The organism is Coprococcus aceti, from assembly GCF_025567285.1.
Lineage (GTDB): Bacteria > Bacillota > Clostridia > Lachnospirales > Lachnospiraceae > Coprococcus > Coprococcus aceti.
The window spans coordinates 407,198-424,371 of record NZ_JAOQJT010000003.1 but is presented as its reverse complement, the minus strand read 5'-3'; the positions used below and the strand labels follow the sequence as shown (position 1 = coordinate 424,371).

Here is a 17,174-nt window from a genome sequence, read left to right as displayed (position 1 = left end):
ATTATTTACCTTTGCTCATACTGGGAAAATTCCTGCGCCAGATCATTCTGTTCTACCTGTGCCGGATCTTCCTGTGGATCGTCATCCGGGTTATTCTTATGATACTGTGATACAGCGGCAAATATGTATATCACAGATATGAAAAGCGCCAGCATCCCCATCGTTCTCTTCGCCGGCCATATGTATGTTGCAATGACCATCATGAGGAAATACCATAATAACCTTATATATATGGCAGATTTGTAAATAGTGCCAAATGATACCTCGATCTTCTTCATGGATGCCGCTATCAGTCCCGCTACCGTTATGAGCAGTGACCAGAACAACGTGAGCACAAATCCAACAATTATCTGCAATACCCATGCAAGCACAAGCACTGGTGTGTCGAGCTTATTTATGAGATTGATCACATCCTGCTTTGTAACAGCCTTGAATCCATATGTCTCATTCAGGGATTCATATATATCCTTACATCTTATGATCTGTGTTCTTCCTGAGTTATATGTGAGTATCTCATCCGCTGATATGATGAATACGGTACGATACCCGCCGTCTGCAGCAAGGTCTCTTGCAACAGCTTCATCCACTTTCGTCTTCGATGTGTCGATCTTTATGTAGGACATGTTCTCATCATCCGACCAGTCGAATGTCCCATCGTAGTAAAAGCCATCTCCGGTCAGTGAAAAATCCTCCATATTCCGGTCTATCCTGTCCGCAAACCTTCCGCCGCCAAACAACTGGTTATATGGAATAAAGAATATCACCAGATAAGTCAGTGTGCTCATGATAAATGTTATCAGCATCGCCGATGACATCCGTCCAAATCGTCCATTTCTGTAATAAGCTTCCGGTTTTGCGACACCTACGAACATGTTCTTCAACGCGCCTAAAAATCCAACTCTTTTTTTATCATCCAACAGTTATTGTCCTCCAAATTTCATATGCCTGCTAATTATAACATAGACTTTATGTATTTAATATGAAAAACATCAACCTTTACCGACTTTTTTCTTGTTTTTCATTCAGGCTTTATGTTTTAGCTGGATTTTAATAAGCATTTTGTAATATATTCGTAACAAATCAGTGCAGTTTTATTGACTTTTCATAGCGTACATTATATTATGTAAACTGTGCTCAAAACTTTTTACAAAACGGGAGGAATTCATGATTATCAGAAAATTTACCAGGATAATTCTGGGCGCTGCTCTGGGTATAAGTGTATTCGCATTTGCCGGCAACGTGCCCGAAACAGCCTATGCCGCAAACATGTCCGACATAAGCGTTACATCAACGAGGGAGGATGTACAGCAGGTGGTGGACGATGGAAACTTCGACTACACAGAGCTGGACGGTACAGAGATCGATCACATATACGAGTTGTATAATAACGATCCCGAAACCATCAAACAGCTCCAGCGTCAATCCGATTACAACGCCACCGGCGATATAGCTACGCTGAGTGCCAGATATACCCACTCTTCCATGTTCGATGGCTACAAAGTCATCAAGGGCATAGACGTATCCGAGTGGAACGGCGACAACATCAACTGGAAAAAGGTTAAAGCCGCAGGAATATCCTACGCATTCATACGTGTGGGTGGACGCTACTACGGTTCAGGAAAATATTTCATCGATTCTACATACAAGGATAATATCAAAAATGCACTGAATGCAGGTGTTGACGTGGGTGTGTACTTCTACTCACAGGCCATCAGCACATCGGAGGCCAAGACAGAAGCCAAATACACTACCGACCTGATCTCAGGCTACAACATAACTTATCCCGTTGTCATGGATTATGAATACGCATGGGAAGATGGAGGTCTGAGCGGTCGTCTGTACAACGCCCACCTTTCCAAGAGTGCAGCTACACATGTCATAAAAGCATTCTGTGCGGCAGTTGAATCAAAGGGCTACGTAGGCATGATCTACGCCAGCAAGACTGTCATCACAGACGACATGAACGCATCTTCGATCGCACAGTCATATCCTATATGGAATGCCCAGTACAACGACACGGACACTCTCACAGTGAAACATTCATACTGGCAGTACAGCGACGTCGGCAAGGTGTCAGGAATCAGCAATGCAACTGATATGAATTTCAGATATGTCAAATCTCCTGCCGCGCCTTCATCTCTGACACAGTCAGCGTGCACAGACTCCACTATCACACTGACATGGACGAAGATCCCTGAGGTCTATGCTTACCAGATAGTACGTTACGACAGCTCCGAAGATAAATACGTCTCCGTGGGAATTGCCAAGGGTGCCGGAACGACTACATTTACAGATAAGAATCTTCAGGACGGTAAAAAGTATACATACAAGGTACGCGGATATTACAAATTGAGCTCAGGAGCCATCTACGGAGCCTACTCAGCAGAGTGTACCGGCATTACAATAGCTGATACCATAGAGAACTTTGCGGCTGCAGTTACAGCGCCTACATCTGTAAAACTTTCATGGTCACCTATCCCTGCAGCAACAGGATACAGAGTATACAGAAGCAACGGTTCATCAGGCAGCTACGAGACGATTGCCACGACCAATTCTCCTGACGACTGCGAGGTTACCGACAGCCAGCTCAATCCTGGCACAAAATATAACTACAAGGTACGCGCATACACAACAACTGATACCAACACCATCTGGCACGTTCTGTCAGATGCCAAGGCCATAACCACCGACCCAGGCGAGGTTACAGGGCTCAAGATCACTTCAGCCTACACAAGCTCACTTACACTGAAGTGGAATAAGCAGGAAAATGTTGACGGATACATCGTATATGTATGGGAGCCATCCAATGCTACTTGGACAAGGCTTGCAAAGATCTCTTCCAAGTCTACTGACACATACACACACAAGGGACTTCCTCATTCAACTGAGTACAGCTACACGGTATGTGCATATTACAAGAAAAATGGAACATACCACTACACAGAGACAGCCAGCGCAGTGAGCGGATTTACCGGACCTGCTGTTCCTTCCCAGATCGCAACCGCATCAAGGACAGCCAATTCCGTGACCATAAGATGGACACAGATATCTGATGCCACGGGCTACACGGTATACAAATATAATACGTCCAGCAAGTCATTTGAGCAGGTGGCACGTATCAGCGGAAGCAGCAACAGAACATACACATTTACAGGACTTAAAGCCGGAACAGAATACAAATTTGGAGTGAGAGCATACACAGAGCGGAATGGATTCACAGGCTTCAGTGACCGCAAGGATTTCAGCTCCTGCACTCTCCCGGCAACCTTTACGTCATCCTTCAAATACACACCACTTGGATCGCAGAGATTCCTCCAGTGGTCAAAGCTGTCATACGCTGACGGCTACATCGTATACAAGTATGATCAGAAGGCAAACAAATACACAAGAGTTAAGAAGATAACATCCAACAAGACAAATTTCTGTTTTGTTCCTAACCTCAGAAGAGGCTACGGTTACCGTGTTCTTGCTTACATGAAGTACAACGGCAAGATATACTACGGTGCAATTTCAAAAGCACCGATCAAGAATACATCTCTTACCGGAACGATCACTGACAGCAGCGTAAACCTCCGTGCAAAAGCCGGAACAAACAGCAGAGTAGTCAGAACGCTTGCAAGGGGTTCAAAGGTCAAGATCTCCGGCTACGCAAAGTCTGGAAGATATATCTGGTATAAGGTCACATACACCAGAGGCTCCAGAAAATATACGGGCTATATAAGATCTGATTTCATACGTGTCAAGTAATTCTGATTCTTATACAATTAAAATAGGGAAAAGCATACATACTATGTATCTCCTGCTTTTCCCTATTTTTTTTATATTTTTTCTCAATATTTTTCTCATGCAGGCCTTTTATTAATAATATTTTAATAATCTTTTTGTAATATAATCGTAACATTTGTATTAGGAGGCTTACATGAGAATAAAACGATTATCTAAACAACTTTTTATTATTTCCCTTGGAATATTTATACTGACTGCGGCAGATAATATCTTCGACTCTGCCACAGTATACGCGGCTGACACCTCCACCATCTCAACATCATCGACCAGATCTGAGGTCCAGGAGGTTGTGGATGAAGGTAACTTTGACTACACTCAGTTGAGCGATGCCGAGATCGACCACATATATAGTCTTTACGGCAACGATCCTGAGACGATAAGGCAGTTGCAAAAGCAGTCAGACAGCGCTAATCCTTATGGTGTTGCCACGCTCTCATCGACAACATATACACACGCATCCCAGTTCAAGAACTCCACTGTCATGAAGGGGATAGATGTATCGGAGTGGAACGGTTCCATCAACTGGAGAAAGGTAAAATCCAGCGGCGTTACATTTGCCTTTATCAGGGCTGGAGGAAGGTACTATGGCTCAGGTGCATATTTCGTCGACTCCAAATTTGCTGAGAATGTCAAGAATGCAACTGCGGCAGGGATTGATGTCGGAGCGTACTTCTACTCTCAGGCCATAAACGCCACCGAGGCCAGGCAGGAGGCGGCATACACCTTGAACATCGTATCCTCTTACAACCTGACACTTCCCATCGTCATGGACTACGAATACGCATGGGAGGGTGGACTGACCGGCAGGCTCTACAATGCGCACCTGTCCAAAAGTGCTGCCACCACGGTCATCAACACTTTTTGCAGTACAGTGGAAGCAAGCGGCTACGTGGGCATGCTGTATGCGAGCAAAAGTGTTATAACCGATGACATGAAGATCACCAGTATAAACAACAAATACCCGATATGGAATGCGCAGTACAACGATTCAGACACGCTGACCGCCACTCATTCATATTGGCAGTACGATGACAACGGAACCGTCGCCGGAATAAGCTATCCGACGGATCTCGATTTCAAATATGTAAATACACCGGCAGCACCTACAGAACTCACATTTAAGTCATCGACCAACTCATCCATAACCCTCACATGGAATAAGGTTCCGGAGGTATATGGTTATCAAATAGTTCGTTACGATGAGGCCGAAGGAAAATATGTGTCGATCGGAACAACAAAGGGGGCTGGAACTCTGACCTACACTGATAACGGTCTCACCAGCGGTAAAAAATATACCTACATGGTGCGCGGATACCATAAATTAAATACCGGCACTGTATACGGAGCTTACTCGCAAGAATATAGCTGCACCGCCACCTATGCAGAAGCTGTAACTGCATCGACAGATCCTGAACCTCCAATCTTCGATACCGCCCCGGACATGCCTACCCAGGCCGCAATAGCAGACAGGACTTCCAGTTCCATTAATGTCCGCTGGAGCAAGATTTCCGGAGTCACAGGCTATTTCGTGTACAAATACAACACGTCCACTGGTAAATATGACAGAATTGCAAGATGCATAGGCGACGAATCCAGAAGTTATAACTTTACCGGACTTTCTCCCGCCACAACATACAAATTCGGCGTGAGGGCGTATTATGAATACAACGGTGTGATCATGTACAGCAACCGCCTGGAGTTCAGCAAATGTACAAAGCCACGAACCTTTACATCTTCATTTAAGTATACTCCTATCGGTTCGTATCGCTGTCTGCACTGGCAGAAGCTTTCAAATGTATCCGGCTACATCATATACAAATATGATATTGCCCATAACAAATACACAAGAGTAAAGAAAATATCCTCTTACAAAACAACCAGTTGTATACTTCCTGCTTTGAAGAGTGGCTTCGGCTACAGGATTCTTGCATATAAGAATGTCAATGGTTCGATAGTATATGGCGACATTTCAAAAGCTCCCGCAAAAGCCAGCTCATTGAGCGGAACAGTCATTGACAGCCAGGTCCGTCTCAGGGCAGGGGCAGGAACCAACAAACGTATCATCCGGGAACTTGCCAGAGGATCAAAGGTCAAGATCAGCGGCTGCAAATATTCCGGCAAGAATGCGTGGTATAAGATCACTTACACCAAGGGCTCAAAGAAATACACCGGATATGTAAGATCCGATTTCATAAGAATAAACTAGTCTTAATTCAAACAACAAAATAGGCATCATACCTGATCAGGTATGACGCCTATTTTGTATCTATCATAATGATCGTCTGTTAGCGGAAACTATTTCACAACCTTGAATGAAGCCTTTACATAGCCATCTGCATAAAGCACAAGCTCTCTGCCATTGCTGCCCCACATGAGCTCTTCCTCTGCGTATGAAGGCTCTACAAACTTAACGTCAAGTCTCTTCAGGTCCTCGTGTGCACATGCTGCTGTGCGGAGAAGCAACATTCCCTGAACTACAGGATGGTCTGTGAGGTGGATCTTATTCTCGTCTCCTGTCTCCTTGCTGAATGCATAAACCTCTTCCTTTGTAAATGTGTGAAATGGCTTCTCGTCCTCATAATCCGTCTTCTCCACTCTCTTGATCTCCTTCTCCTTGTCTGATGCCTTTACGAGTGTGATGGTCATCTTCTCAACAGGAGTCTCTTCTCCCTCTACCTTTCCAAGGATAGAGAGTATGTACATGAATGCGTTCTCCTTAACATCACCATACTCATATGTGATGCTATCGGCAGCCTCTGCCTTCGCTCTGTCTACTGTGTAGGATATCTTGCCTATGAATGCGCCCTGATATGTGGATGCATCCATGTCTGTCATCTTTGTTCCAAGTCCCATGATCCTGTCATAAATCTTCATATAATTCTCCTTCTAAAACTTATTCTGCCTGTTATATTCTCTTATTTGCGTGCAGTTAATCCTTCTCATCCAATTGCCTTGCGCACGGAGCACCCACTAATGTCTATGAATGTTTTCTGTCCGTGACAAATCCGTTTCTTCTTATCATGTCAAAGTCAAGGTCAAATGATGTGCCATCGGTGGTCAGGAAGTCACCGCTTATGACCGCATTTGCCCCGGCTGCAAGTGCAGCCTCGCCGTTGTCCTCATATCTTCCTCTTCCGGCCGCAAGCCTTATCATGACTTTTGGCATGACAAATCTGTATACCGCTATCGTTCTGACGTACTCCTCCTCAGTGAGAGGTGTCTTGTCATAGAACGGCGTTCCCTCCCTCGGATTGAGGAGGTTCATCGGAACCGAATCCACGCCAAGCTCTCTGAGTTCAAATGCAAGTGCCACCCTATCCTCAAGTGTCTCGCCCATGCCGAACAGACTGCCACTGCACACCATGAGTCCCGCACCCTTTGCAGCGCGTATTGTCGCCTTCTTCTGTTCCTGTGTGTGACTGGTACACACCTCCGGGAAATATGCCGGAGAGGTCTCAAGGTTGTTATGTATCATCGATAGTCCCGCACCCTTAAGCTTCGTGAAGTCCTCCTGATCCAGCAGGCCAAATGACGCGCATATGTTGATATCCACATTGTCGTGTATATCCTTGACCGTTTTCTCAGCAAGCTCAACCTCCCGCTTTGAAAGTCTCCTGCCCTCAGCCACAAGGCAGTACCTGAAGCTTCCCTTGTCATAGTCAATCGATGCACCCTCAGTAACCGCTTCATTACCAAGCAGATTTATCTCTGGTATATCCTTCTTCGCTATCCTGGACTGTGCACAGTATCTACAGTTCTCTGTGCATCTGCCCTCCTTCACGCTTATGACCGAACACACATCGCACCGGTCTCCGCAGAAATACTCTCTTATCTCATTTGCTGAAGCCGCCAGTATATCCAGATCCTCATGTGCAAGCTTTAGAGCCTCATCATATGTGATCTCCGCTCCACCATTCAGCACGCGGTTCTTAAGCTCCTCTACATACTCTCTGCCCATATGATTCCTACCTCTTTTCTGTAAAGTTCCCAGTTTCATCTGGTCTTCAGCCCTTGTGTATGTAAATCACAGAATCTGCCGGATGTCTGCAGTGTCTACCGCCCATCTGACAGTTCATATGTATATATGGAAAGAGCCTGCCACCGGCAGGCTCCCCCATCTGTATATAACTCTCTATATCTTTCACAGATATTTAGTATCAGCTATTTATCTTGTGTTCTCTGTTATGTCTCCAAATGATCACATTAGGATTACAGCGCAGCCTTGATCTGCTTGTAGATACCCTCGGCATCAAGCTCATACTTGTGAAGCAGTTCCTTTGCAGGGCCTGACTCACCAAATGTATCTCTCACACCGATCCTTGTCAGCTTTGTAGGACACTTCTCAGCAAGCACCTCTGCAACAGCACTTCCGAGACCACCTATGATGGAGTGCTCCTCAACTGTGAACACTCTTCCTGTCTTCTGAGCTGTCTCAGCGATGATATCCTCATCGATAGGCTTGATAGTGTGGATGTTGATGAGTTCAGCATCTATACCGTCAGCAGCGAGCATATCCACAGCCTTCACAGCCTCAGATACACAAAGTCCTGTAGCTATGATAGATATGTCCTTGCCGTCCTTGAGCTTAACCCCTTTGCCAATCTCAAACTTATATGTGCTCTCATCATTGAGTACTGGAACTGCCAGTCTTCCAAATCTGAGATATACAGGTCCAACATACTCGTATGCAGCTTTCACTGCTGCTCTTGCCTCTACATCGTCACATGGGTTAATGACAACCATGCCTGGTATCTCTCTCATGAGTGCGATATCCTCACAGCACTGATGTGTTGCTCCATCCTCACCTACTGAGATTCCTGCGTGGGTTGCACCGATCTTCACATTCAGATGTGGGTAGCCGATGGTATTTCTCACCTGCTCAAATGCACGTCCTGCAGCGAACATTGCAAATGAACTCATAAATGGAACGTATCCGCATGTTGACATTCCGGCAGCTATTCCTGCCATGTTCGCCTCCGCGATGCCACAGTCAACGTGTCGCTCAGGATAAGCTTTCTTAAAAATAACTGTCTTGGTTGCCTCTGCAAGGTCTGCATCTAAAACAACAAGATCATCGTGCTCCTTTGCGATCTCTACTAAGGCATTGCCATAGCTCTCTCTGGTTGCGATTGCTTTATTCTCTATCATAATGCTGCAGCCTCCTTCTCAAGTTCTTCCATGGCGATCTTATACTCTTCTTCATTTGGAGCCTTTCCATGCCAGCCGGCCTTGTCCTCCATGAATGATACACCCTTGCCCTTGATCGTGTGAGCGATGATCGCTGTAGGCTCACCCTTGTGGGACTTTGCCTCAGCAAATGCCCTGTCGATCTCGTCAAAGTCATTGCCATTGATATTGATAACATGGAAGTTGAATGCCTTGAACTTCTCATCTATAGGATATGGTGAACATACATCCTCAACCGTTCCGTCAATCTGAAGATTGTTGTTATCTACTATAACGCACAGATTGTCAAGCTTTCTATGTCCTGCGAACATAGCTGCCTCCCATATCTGTCCCTCCTGGATCTCTCCATCACCGCAGAGACAGTATGTTCTGTAATCCTTGCCCTGCATCTTGGCTGCAAGTGCCATACCTACTGCAACTGAAAGTCCCTGTCCCAGTGATCCTGATGACATATCCACTCCTGGAGTGTGCTTCTTGTCAGGATGTCCCTGAAGGTAAGATCCAACATGTCTGAGTGTCTTTAAGTCTTCTATTGGGAAAAAGCCTTTTAACGCAAGTGCTGCGTAGTAGCCCGGAGCTGTGTGTCCCTTTGAGAGCACGAATCTGTCACGATTCTCGTCCTCAGGATTCTTAGGATCCACATTCATCTCCTCGAAATAAAGATAAGTAAACAGGTCTGCTGCTGATAATGAGCCGCCTGGATGTCCGCTCTTTGCATTGTATACACCTGTAACAATGCCCTTGCGAACTTCTACAGCTTTTTTCTGAAGTTCTAATTTGTTCATCTCATTCTCCTTTTAACTGGATACTGTATTTGTATCATACAGAGCCATTATAACATAATTTCTTCTATTTAGAAGTACGTTTTTACATGCATTTTTCAAGAAATATTACAAGGTTTTTTCAAGGTTATCTGTGCATTTCGACCAAATATACCTGCATGGGTGTCCGGCGGATCATTGTATTCACTTTGTCCGCCTTGCAGCGCACCTGTCCACGTATCAGCCACTGATCCACTCATACAGTATGCCTGCCATCTCCCTGACATAGTATGTCGGAAGCAACCACCATGCAGTGCTTCCGGCTATGGAGCCCGTCTCTATGCCCTGTTTGTCCGCTATACGCTTTGCCCTGTACTCGTGGAATTCATTTGTCACTATATTCATCTTGTCCGGCAGTCCGTTCTGTCTGATGATCTCAGCCGAAAACTTTATGTTCTCCCTTGTGGACGTGGACTTGTCTTCCATATATATTCTCTCCGGAGCAATTCCGTGCTCTGTAAGGTATTCATACATGCACTGAGCTTCCGACATGCTCTCATCTGCGCCCTGTCCACCGGATACAACGCATACGGCCTCCGGGTTCTCCTCAAGATAATCCTGTGCTGCTATAAGTCTCTCCCTCAGCATAAGGCTTGGTCCACCGCCTCTAACTGCGCATCCGAGCACTACGACTGTGGCATCCTGTTTAGGCTTTACATGAGCCGCATAGACCATGTGATAAGTGATGACCACAACAAGGGCAAGCGCAGCAGTGACAAGTGCAAGCACGAAACTTAAGCATATCTTTCCTGCTTTTTTATCCCAAAGCTTTCTGACAGATTTGTCTATCTTTGCCCTGAATACTCCATACAATGTGAGAAGTGCAAACACGCCTGTTCCCAGCAGGGTTCCTATATTCACATGGCAACCTCTGAACACCGGATATATGAACATCAGCATTCCCAGCACGCCTATTATACAGAATATAACTCTCCATATATGATATCCCCGTGTACGCACCGCCACACCATCTTTGTTTATTTCTTTACTCATATCTTCATGGCTCTTCTGAGTCATTTTATCTGTCATCTATCTATCCTCCCTGTTTTTTCTCTTTTCAGCTTCTTAATACCATTCACACAGAATAACAGTGACATGACTGTTGCTATAGTCCAGCCTATCGGCCAGGCCAGCCATATTCCTGTGGCGGAACCTATAACTCTTGACAGCACTATCGCCAGCACCACTCTGAGTATCAGATCCGTAAACGTCGATGTCATGAATCTGCCCATCATGCCTGTTCCCCTTAGTATTCCATCAGCTACAAGTTTTGCCGATACTACAAAGTAGAACGGCGCCAGTATCCTGAGATACGTGACTCCCGTGTCAAGGGCAAGTCCTGTCCTGTTCTCCATAAATGGATACATGCCATAACGGCCAAAGAAGAAGTACAAAACCGCAAATGGTATGCATAGTCCCCATATGAGTTTTATTCCAGCTTTAAGTCCCTGTCCTATCCTGTCGATCTTACCCGCGCCAAGATTCTGTGCGGTATAGTTGGATATTCCATTTCCAAGTGTTGTAAATGACGTTATGACGAGATTGTTGAGCTTTACAGCCGCCGCATATCCCGCTATGACAGAGGCTCCAAATCCATTGATGACGCTCTGAATAATTATATTTCCAACTGAGATAAAGCTCTGCTGAAGTATGCTCGGTATGGCTATGACTGCTATCTTGCCCAGCATGCTTCCTGAAAATACACGGACCTTCCCCTCAGTGCGAACTGCCGCCAGACGTCTGAACACAACTATTATCGCAAGTACAGCGCTCACGCCCTGACAGATGAATGTAGCCCACGCAACTCCATTTACTCCCATCTCAAATGTCTTTACAAACAGTATATCAACGGCTATATTGGACACCGATGAGATGGCAAGAAATATGAATGGTGTTCTCGAGTCGCCCAGCGCGGAGAATATTCCTGTCGCTATGTTGTAGAAGAACAAAAATGGCACGCCCAATATGTATATGTTCAGATAAGTAAGCGAATCTCTCATCAGCTCATCCGGGGTATCAATAAGTGCCAGCAGTCTCTCTCCAAGCAGAAATCCAACCAGCATGAGAACCGCCACAAGTACCGCGCTTGCTATGAGAGTAGTCCAGACCGCAGTCTTCATCTCGCTGTATTTCTTTGCCCCGAACAGCTGGGATACTATGACCGAACAGCCTATATTGCATCCAAATGCAAATGCTATGAAGATAAGTGTTATCTCATAGCTGTTGCCGACCGCCGCCAGAGCATTTTCTCCTATGAACTGCCCCGCCACAAAGCTGTCCGCTATGTTGTAAAGCTGCTGAAATATTACACTTCCAAAAAGTGGAAGGCAGAATCTCCATAACACTGATTCTGGCCTTCCCACAGTAAGATCTTTGTTCACTTTTTTCCCTTCTTTTCTATAATTTACTCCTGTTTTCGGTTTTATTCTAAACTCGTTCACCCGGCATTACAATAGGCAAAATAGTAAACATCTTCGGCTGAACACCCGTTTTTTGTACTTATTCCCATATATTTTCTATCATGTTATGCATATAAAAACGACAGTACATGCCGAGATGGACATATACTGCCGAATCTTTTTATATTTTAAGTTTCTTGGTAATTACAGTATATCTATGTATTCCCCTGACAACGCCTTGTTCATTGATCTGACAGCACAGAACTTGCCGCACATACTGCACGTGTCGCTGTACTCGTCATCAGGCTTTCTGCTGTCCCTGATCTCCTTTGCGGTCTCAGGATCTATGGCACATGCAAACTGTGTATCCCAGTCGAGGACACGTCTCGCATCCGCCATCTTGTCATCTATATCCCTCGCTCCAGGTATCCCCTTTGCTATATCTGCCGCATGGGCTGCTATCTTGGAGGCTACGATTCCCTGCTTAACATCGTCTACATTTGGCAGGGCAAGGTGCTCTGCTGGTGTTACGTAACAGAGGAATGCTGCGCCGTTCATGGCTGCGACCGCTCCGCCTATGGCACTTGTGATGTGATCGTATCCCGGTGCTATATCTGTGACAAGAGGTCCAAGTACGTAGAATGGTGCGCCCATACAGAGTGTCTTCTGAACTTCCATGTTGGCTGCAATCTGATTGAGTGGCACATGACCAGGGCCCTCAACCATAACCTGTACATTATGATCCCACGCGCGCTTTGTCAGCTCTCCAAGTCTGACAAGCTCCTCTATCTGACATACATCCGTTGCGTCCGCAAGACATCCCGGACGACATGCATCTCCAAGTGATACCGTCACATCGTATTCCTCGCATATATCAAGGATCTGGTCAAAATACTCGTAGAACGGATTCTCATTGCCTGTCATGGTCATCCATGCAAATACAAGACTGCCGCCACGGCTGACTATATTCATCTTTCTCTTATTTTTCTTGATCTGTTCGATTGTCTTTCTTGTTATTCCGCAGTGGAGAGTCACAAAATCAACTCCATCCTCCGCATGAAGACGTACCACATCGATGAAATCCTGTGCTGTCAGTGTCGCAAGGTCTCTCTGATAGTGTATAACGCTGTCATATACCGGCACAGTTCCTATCATAGCCGGACACTCTGAAGTGAGCTTCTGTCTGAACGGCTGTGTATTGCCGTGGCTTGACAGATCCATGATCGCCTCTGCTCCCATCTCGACAGCACTCATAACCTTCTGCATCTCGATACCATAATCCTTGCAGTCTCTTGACACGCCAAGATTGACATTGATCTTGGTCCTCAGCATGCTTCCAACTCCCTCTGGGTTTAAGCATGTGTGCTTCTTGTTGGCAGGTATCGCTACCTTGCCCTCTCCTACCAGTTTCATCAGCGCCTCAGTGGACATATGCTCTTTCTCGGCAACTTTCTCGATCTCAGGAGTTACTATGCCTTTTCTTGCTGCGTCCATCTGTGTTGTGTAATTTCTCATCTGTTCCTCCAATCTGATCCGGCTTTATAAATCTGTTCCAGATCTAATATTTGTTTCTCTTACACTTTTATAGTGGCGGAAGGTGGTGCCCCCAATCAGCCACTTAAGGAATATCCCACTCATGTAGATTATTCCTTATAAAGGAGCAGACGCATGAAAGGCGCTTACGCGCGGCGTCTGCGTACTTCACAAGGAATCCTCCCACTTACGTGGGCCCCTCCTTATAAAGGAGCAGACGCATGAAAGGCGCTTACGCGCGGCGTCTGCGTACTTCACAAGGAATCCTCCCACTTACGTGGGCCCCTCCTTATGAAAATAAAAAGAGACACAGGAATGCGTCTCTTCTTTCTTACATCATTATGTATGTATCAAACGTATCCCTACGGCGGCATTATCCGCATCAGGTTGTGGGTCGAAGCGTTCAGCCTCCTCTCAGCCGGCTAACTCGCCAGCTCCCCATATACTATCCAATTCTCTGACAACAAGTATACCGCTGTCAGATTGTAACATCAACATATTTTTCTGTGATGTTACACCATATGCTGCAACTCATTACTGATCTGCATCTTTTCTAAGGTCATAATAGTGCGGAATGATATCCTCGTAATGTCCATCCGGCATTCTGAAGCCTCCCGGTATGACTCCCAGCGGAGTAAAACCAATCCTTTTATACAGATGGAGTGCATGTACATTTGATGCTACTACGGCATTGAACTGGAGCACTCTAAAGCCTTTCTTCTTTGCCATGGATATACAGTCAAGCACAAGCTTTTCTCCTATGTGCTCACCGCGGATATCGCGTCTCACGGCATAGCTGGCGTTACATATATGTCCGCATCTTCCCACGTTGTTCGGATGAAGTATGTAGAGTCCTACCACCTCACCACTCTCTGAGTTCTCGGCGATACCGGTATATGTCTGCTCTTTGAAAAATGCATCTCCTGATTCCGGTGTCAGGACTTTCTCCTGTGGAAATGCCACGCCATCATCCACAACCTGGTTCCAGATCTCTGATGCTGACTTTGCATCTGCTGCCATGTACTCTCTTATGTTTATATTCATCTATGCGTCCTCCTATTATGATAAGATTTCACTTATGTTCTATTTATTATTATATCGTTCTGTCTGGCAGCGCACTATGTATACATCAAAACAGTGTATATTGCCGATATTCAGCAATAATAATCAGATTATGGTGCTGACAGTTATGGGCATATAGCTGTCAGCACTTTAAACATTGTACTACTGTCTATTTATGTTGCAAATTGCACCTCCTTTATCTGCTACATATCCACAGCCTGCCTCACTTCTCTCTTTTTCCAGCTCACAAATCCATACATGTCGTTCACAAAGAATATGACGAAGTTTACAACTACAGGAATATATGACGGATTCTCAAAAGATGCGAGAACCCATAATACTATGAGTACTACATCATTTGCCGCATATCCCACCGCATAGTATGACGATCTCAGCATGGTGAGCGCAGCCGCCAGGAAACTTGTGACTATGGATATTGTGCTGAATACTATATTCGGCGTGTCAAGTATCATGAGTATATAGTAGAATACAACCGTTACAAGCACTGTGCTGACAGTGAGCCATATCACATGCCTGCGTGTCAGTTTCTGTATGGCTACCTCACTGCTGTTGCCCTCCGATGGATTCTTAAACCATGTTATGGCTGACCACACCGCCATCGGCATCGTCATCCCGAGGTAGGTTATCATCTCCCCCCAATAACGGAACCTGAAGGATATGATACCGTATAATATGCTGAATACGACCATCAATATCTGCGCCCACACATTTCCCTTTGCCGCAAATATAAGCGATGTCACACCTATGAGTGCCGCCGCAAGTGTGAGTATGTCCAGATCTGCAGTGAGAAGATTCGACACCAGCACTATAGCCAGGGAACTCAGCCAGATAAGCCATTCCCGCTTAGTCAGTTCTTTTATTGGATTGTACATTTCGATCTCTCCTTTTTATCGCCTATCTTTAGCAAACTCTTTTCTAGTTGCCTGAATTTTCAAACAATTCTATTGTTCAAGAAAGTCATTCATCTTCTAATTTCTCTCAGATTTTGACTATATTCTTTCCTGCCCATCTCTAAAGTCTTATTTTCTCCAAATCATCTGGCACATGCAGGTTGCCACTGTAATACCTTTTGCCCTCTGCCACGTACAATCCTTTTCTATGTGTTATATTTTTATCCTCTGTATGATATAGCAACAGATTCTGAACTTCAATCTTTTCTGCAAGTTCACAGGCATCCTTGACTGTTGAGTGATGTTTCTCGTATGGATCAAATATATCCGCCTCGGAATACAGGCAGAATGCCTCATGGAGCAGCCATTTGCTGCCTCTCGCATACTTCTCCTCACAATCATTGTAAGGCTCGTCTCCGCAGCACGTAATTTTCGCGCCATCACCCATATCCATACAGAATCCAAATTGCTTTGTCTTAGTTGAACCAGTATCAAAAAATGTGACCTTTTTGCCCATTATCTCTTTCGTATCGCCGTCATTCACCTCAACCAGATGAAGTCTGTCACCAATATATACTGTCTCCTTCTTATTAAGAAGTTGCATTGCCATCTCCCTAAGTAAAGCGATGACCTCGTCATGTCCGTATATAACGGCTTCGCCTTCATACGAACCTTTTTTCATATGCTGGCATATCATGCGGATCATCCACACCGCGCCGAGTATATGATCCATATGTTTATGCGTCACAAATATTGTCCTCATGTCCTGCCAGTTAAAACCCGCTTTCTTAAGCTGTGACAGTATGCCGTTACCACCGCCGCCATCCACTAGAAAATGTTCGTCTCCATCTGACAGCACAAAGCATGTATTATAACACTCTGTCACAAGTGCACTTCCTGTTCCAAGCATCGTTATGTCCATACACCCATTCTTCCTTTCCCAAATACTTAATTCGTATAATAAGCACCATCCGCAGACTCATATTAACCTGATTAACAGCTTACTTCTCCGGCTCCTTGCACACATCAACCCAGCCGGCAGCCCCAGATGCATCCTCAAGCTCAGAGATGGTGAGATTCACTGCACTGTGGTCATTGCCCGCCGCAGGAAAAACCCTCTCGTATCTCTTGAGGCTCTCATCAAGGTATACATCTATCCCCAGATTTATTCCAAATGGACACACTCCGCCCGGTGCATGTCCGACAAGCTCCTCCACGCTATCAAATGGCACCATCTTCGCCTTGACGTGGAATCTGTCTCTATATTTCCTATTGTCAACTCTGGCTATGCCCTCGGTGAGTATGAGTACTATCTTGTCATCCTGTATGAACGCCATGGTCTTAGCGATCATGCCCGGCTCAACTCCAAGCGCCTCCGCCGCCATGGCAACAGTTGACGTCGGAGCGTCCATAAGTATGATCCTGTCTCCATATCCTTTATCTTCAAGAAACTTTTCTGCCTTTTCCAGTGACAT

Annotated in this window: 14 protein-coding genes and 1 riboswitch; of the genes, 2 read left to right on the top strand and 12 right to left on the bottom strand. The window is 45.4% G+C overall.

From position 1 onward, the window contains the following. Positions 1 to 5: 5 nt before the first annotated feature. Positions 6 to 917: a DUF1189 family protein gene (locus OCV54_RS06865; RefSeq protein ID WP_022215813.1), complete on the bottom strand. Its 912-nt coding sequence runs from the start codon at positions 915 to 917 to the stop codon at positions 6 to 8. Positions 918 to 1,164: 247 nt separating this feature from the next. On the opposite strand from OCV54_RS06865, the gene OCV54_RS06860 reads away from it, so the two are divergent. Next, entirely contained in the window at positions 1,165 to 3,747 is a 2,583-nt protein-coding gene (locus OCV54_RS06860; protein ID WP_055223204.1) for a fibronectin type III domain-containing protein, read from the top strand. Between the two features lie 172 nt (positions 3,748 to 3,919). After that, positions 3,920 to 5,992, top strand: coding sequence for a GH25 family lysozyme (locus tag OCV54_RS06855; protein ID WP_055146437.1), 2,073 nt, complete (start codon positions 3,920 to 3,922; stop codon positions 5,990 to 5,992). A gap of 89 nt (positions 5,993 to 6,081) precedes the next feature. Here the strand turns inward: OCV54_RS06855 and OCV54_RS06850 are convergent, their stop codons facing one another. From OCV54_RS06850 to OCV54_RS06800, 11 genes are all read right to left on the bottom strand, one after another. After that, on the bottom strand, positions 6,082 to 6,660 hold the full coding sequence (locus OCV54_RS06850) for a hotdog family protein (protein ID WP_015533850.1): 579 nt from the start codon (positions 6,658 to 6,660) through the stop codon (positions 6,082 to 6,084). Between the two features lie 103 nt (positions 6,661 to 6,763). After that, positions 6,764 to 7,744 (bottom strand): biotin synthase BioB, encoded by a 981-nt coding sequence (bioB, locus tag OCV54_RS06845; RefSeq protein ID WP_055223202.1) that lies wholly within the window; start codon positions 7,742 to 7,744, stop codon positions 6,764 to 6,766. A 251-nt stretch (positions 7,745 to 7,995) separates the two neighbouring features. Next, positions 7,996 to 8,934 carry a transketolase family protein gene (locus OCV54_RS06840; protein ID WP_015533848.1) on the bottom strand — a complete coding sequence of 313 codons (939 nt, stop codon included), beginning with the start codon at positions 8,932 to 8,934 and terminating at the stop codon, positions 7,996 to 7,998. Beyond that, a complete protein-coding gene (locus OCV54_RS06835; protein ID WP_004850272.1) occupies positions 8,931 to 9,758 on the bottom strand; it encodes a transketolase in 828 nt (275 codons plus the stop codon). The genes OCV54_RS06840 and OCV54_RS06835 overlap by 4 nt, the downstream gene beginning before the upstream one ends. A 216-nt stretch (positions 9,759 to 9,974) precedes the next feature. Then, on the bottom strand, positions 9,975 to 10,823 hold the full coding sequence (locus OCV54_RS06830) for a YdcF family protein (RefSeq protein WP_055223200.1): 849 nt from the start codon (positions 10,821 to 10,823) through the stop codon (positions 9,975 to 9,977). Then, the gene (locus OCV54_RS06825) at positions 10,820 to 12,175 is read right to left on the bottom strand and encodes an MATE family efflux transporter (protein ID WP_055223198.1); all 1,356 of its coding nucleotides are present in this window, start codon (positions 12,173 to 12,175) and stop codon (positions 10,820 to 10,822) included. The genes OCV54_RS06830 and OCV54_RS06825 overlap by 4 nt, the downstream gene beginning before the upstream one ends. Positions 12,176 to 12,397: 222 nt before the next feature. Beyond that, positions 12,398 to 13,708 (bottom strand): phosphomethylpyrimidine synthase ThiC, encoded by a 1,311-nt coding sequence (gene thiC, locus OCV54_RS06820; RefSeq protein ID WP_055223196.1) that lies wholly within the window; start codon positions 13,706 to 13,708, stop codon positions 12,398 to 12,400. 360 nt (positions 13,709 to 14,068) lie between these two features. Then, positions 14,069 to 14,177, bottom strand: a riboswitch (TPP riboswitch). Positions 14,178 to 14,260: 83 nt separating this feature from the next. Next, positions 14,261 to 14,770: a GNAT family N-acetyltransferase gene (locus OCV54_RS06815; RefSeq protein WP_055223195.1), complete on the bottom strand. Its 510-nt coding sequence runs from the start codon at positions 14,768 to 14,770 to the stop codon at positions 14,261 to 14,263. Between the two features lie 221 nt (positions 14,771 to 14,991). Continuing rightward, complete coding sequence (gene pnuC, locus OCV54_RS06810) at positions 14,992 to 15,681, bottom strand: nicotinamide riboside transporter PnuC (protein WP_022216111.1); 690 nt, start codon at positions 15,679 to 15,681, stop codon at positions 14,992 to 14,994. 139 nt (positions 15,682 to 15,820) lie between these two features. Beyond that, positions 15,821 to 16,621, bottom strand: coding sequence for an MBL fold metallo-hydrolase (locus tag OCV54_RS06805; RefSeq protein ID WP_055223193.1), 801 nt, complete (start codon positions 16,619 to 16,621; stop codon positions 15,821 to 15,823). 79 nt (positions 16,622 to 16,700) lie between these two features. Next, positions 16,701 to 17,174 (bottom strand): YbaK/EbsC family protein, encoded by a 474-nt coding sequence (locus tag OCV54_RS06800; RefSeq protein WP_055223190.1) that lies wholly within the window; start codon positions 17,172 to 17,174, stop codon positions 16,701 to 16,703.

What these genes read in the sequence shown, in the direction of transcription:
- OCV54_RS06860 (WP_055223204.1), top strand. Translation starts at nt 1,165, where the DNA reads ATGATTATCAGAAAATTTACCAGGATAATTCTGGGCGCTGCTCTGGGT.
- OCV54_RS06855 (WP_055146437.1), top strand. Translation starts at nt 3,920, where the DNA reads ATGAGAATAAAACGATTATCTAAACAACTTTTTATTATTTCCCTTGGA.
- OCV54_RS06850 (WP_015533850.1), bottom strand. Translation starts at nt 6,660, where the DNA reads ATGAAGATTTATGACAGGATCATGGGACTTGGAACAAAGATGACAGAC.
- bioB (WP_055223202.1), bottom strand. Translation starts at nt 7,744, where the DNA reads ATGGGCAGAGAGTATGTAGAGGAGCTTAAGAACCGCGTGCTGAATGGT.
- OCV54_RS06840 (WP_015533848.1), bottom strand. Translation starts at nt 8,934, where the DNA reads ATGATAGAGAATAAAGCAATCGCAACCAGAGAGAGCTATGGCAATGCC.
- OCV54_RS06835 (WP_004850272.1), bottom strand. Translation starts at nt 9,758, where the DNA reads ATGAACAAATTAGAACTTCAGAAAAAAGCTGTAGAAGTTCGCAAGGGC.
- OCV54_RS06830 (WP_055223200.1), bottom strand. Translation starts at nt 10,823, where the DNA reads ATGACAGATAAAATGACTCAGAAGAGCCATGAAGATATGAGTAAAGAA.
- thiC (WP_055223196.1), bottom strand. Translation starts at nt 13,708, where the DNA reads ATGAGAAATTACACAACACAGATGGACGCAGCAAGAAAAGGCATAGTA.
- OCV54_RS06815 (WP_055223195.1), bottom strand. Translation starts at nt 14,770, where the DNA reads ATGAATATAAACATAAGAGAGTACATGGCAGCAGATGCAAAGTCAGCA.
- pnuC (WP_022216111.1), bottom strand. Translation starts at nt 15,681, where the DNA reads ATGTACAATCCAATAAAAGAACTGACTAAGCGGGAATGGCTTATCTGG.
- OCV54_RS06805 (WP_055223193.1), bottom strand. Translation starts at nt 16,621, where the DNA reads ATGGACATAACGATGCTTGGAACAGGAAGTGCACTTGTGACAGAGTGT.
- OCV54_RS06800 (WP_055223190.1), bottom strand. Translation starts at nt 17,174, where the DNA reads ATGTCACTGGAAAAGGCAGAAAAGTTTCTTGAAGATAAAGGATATGGA.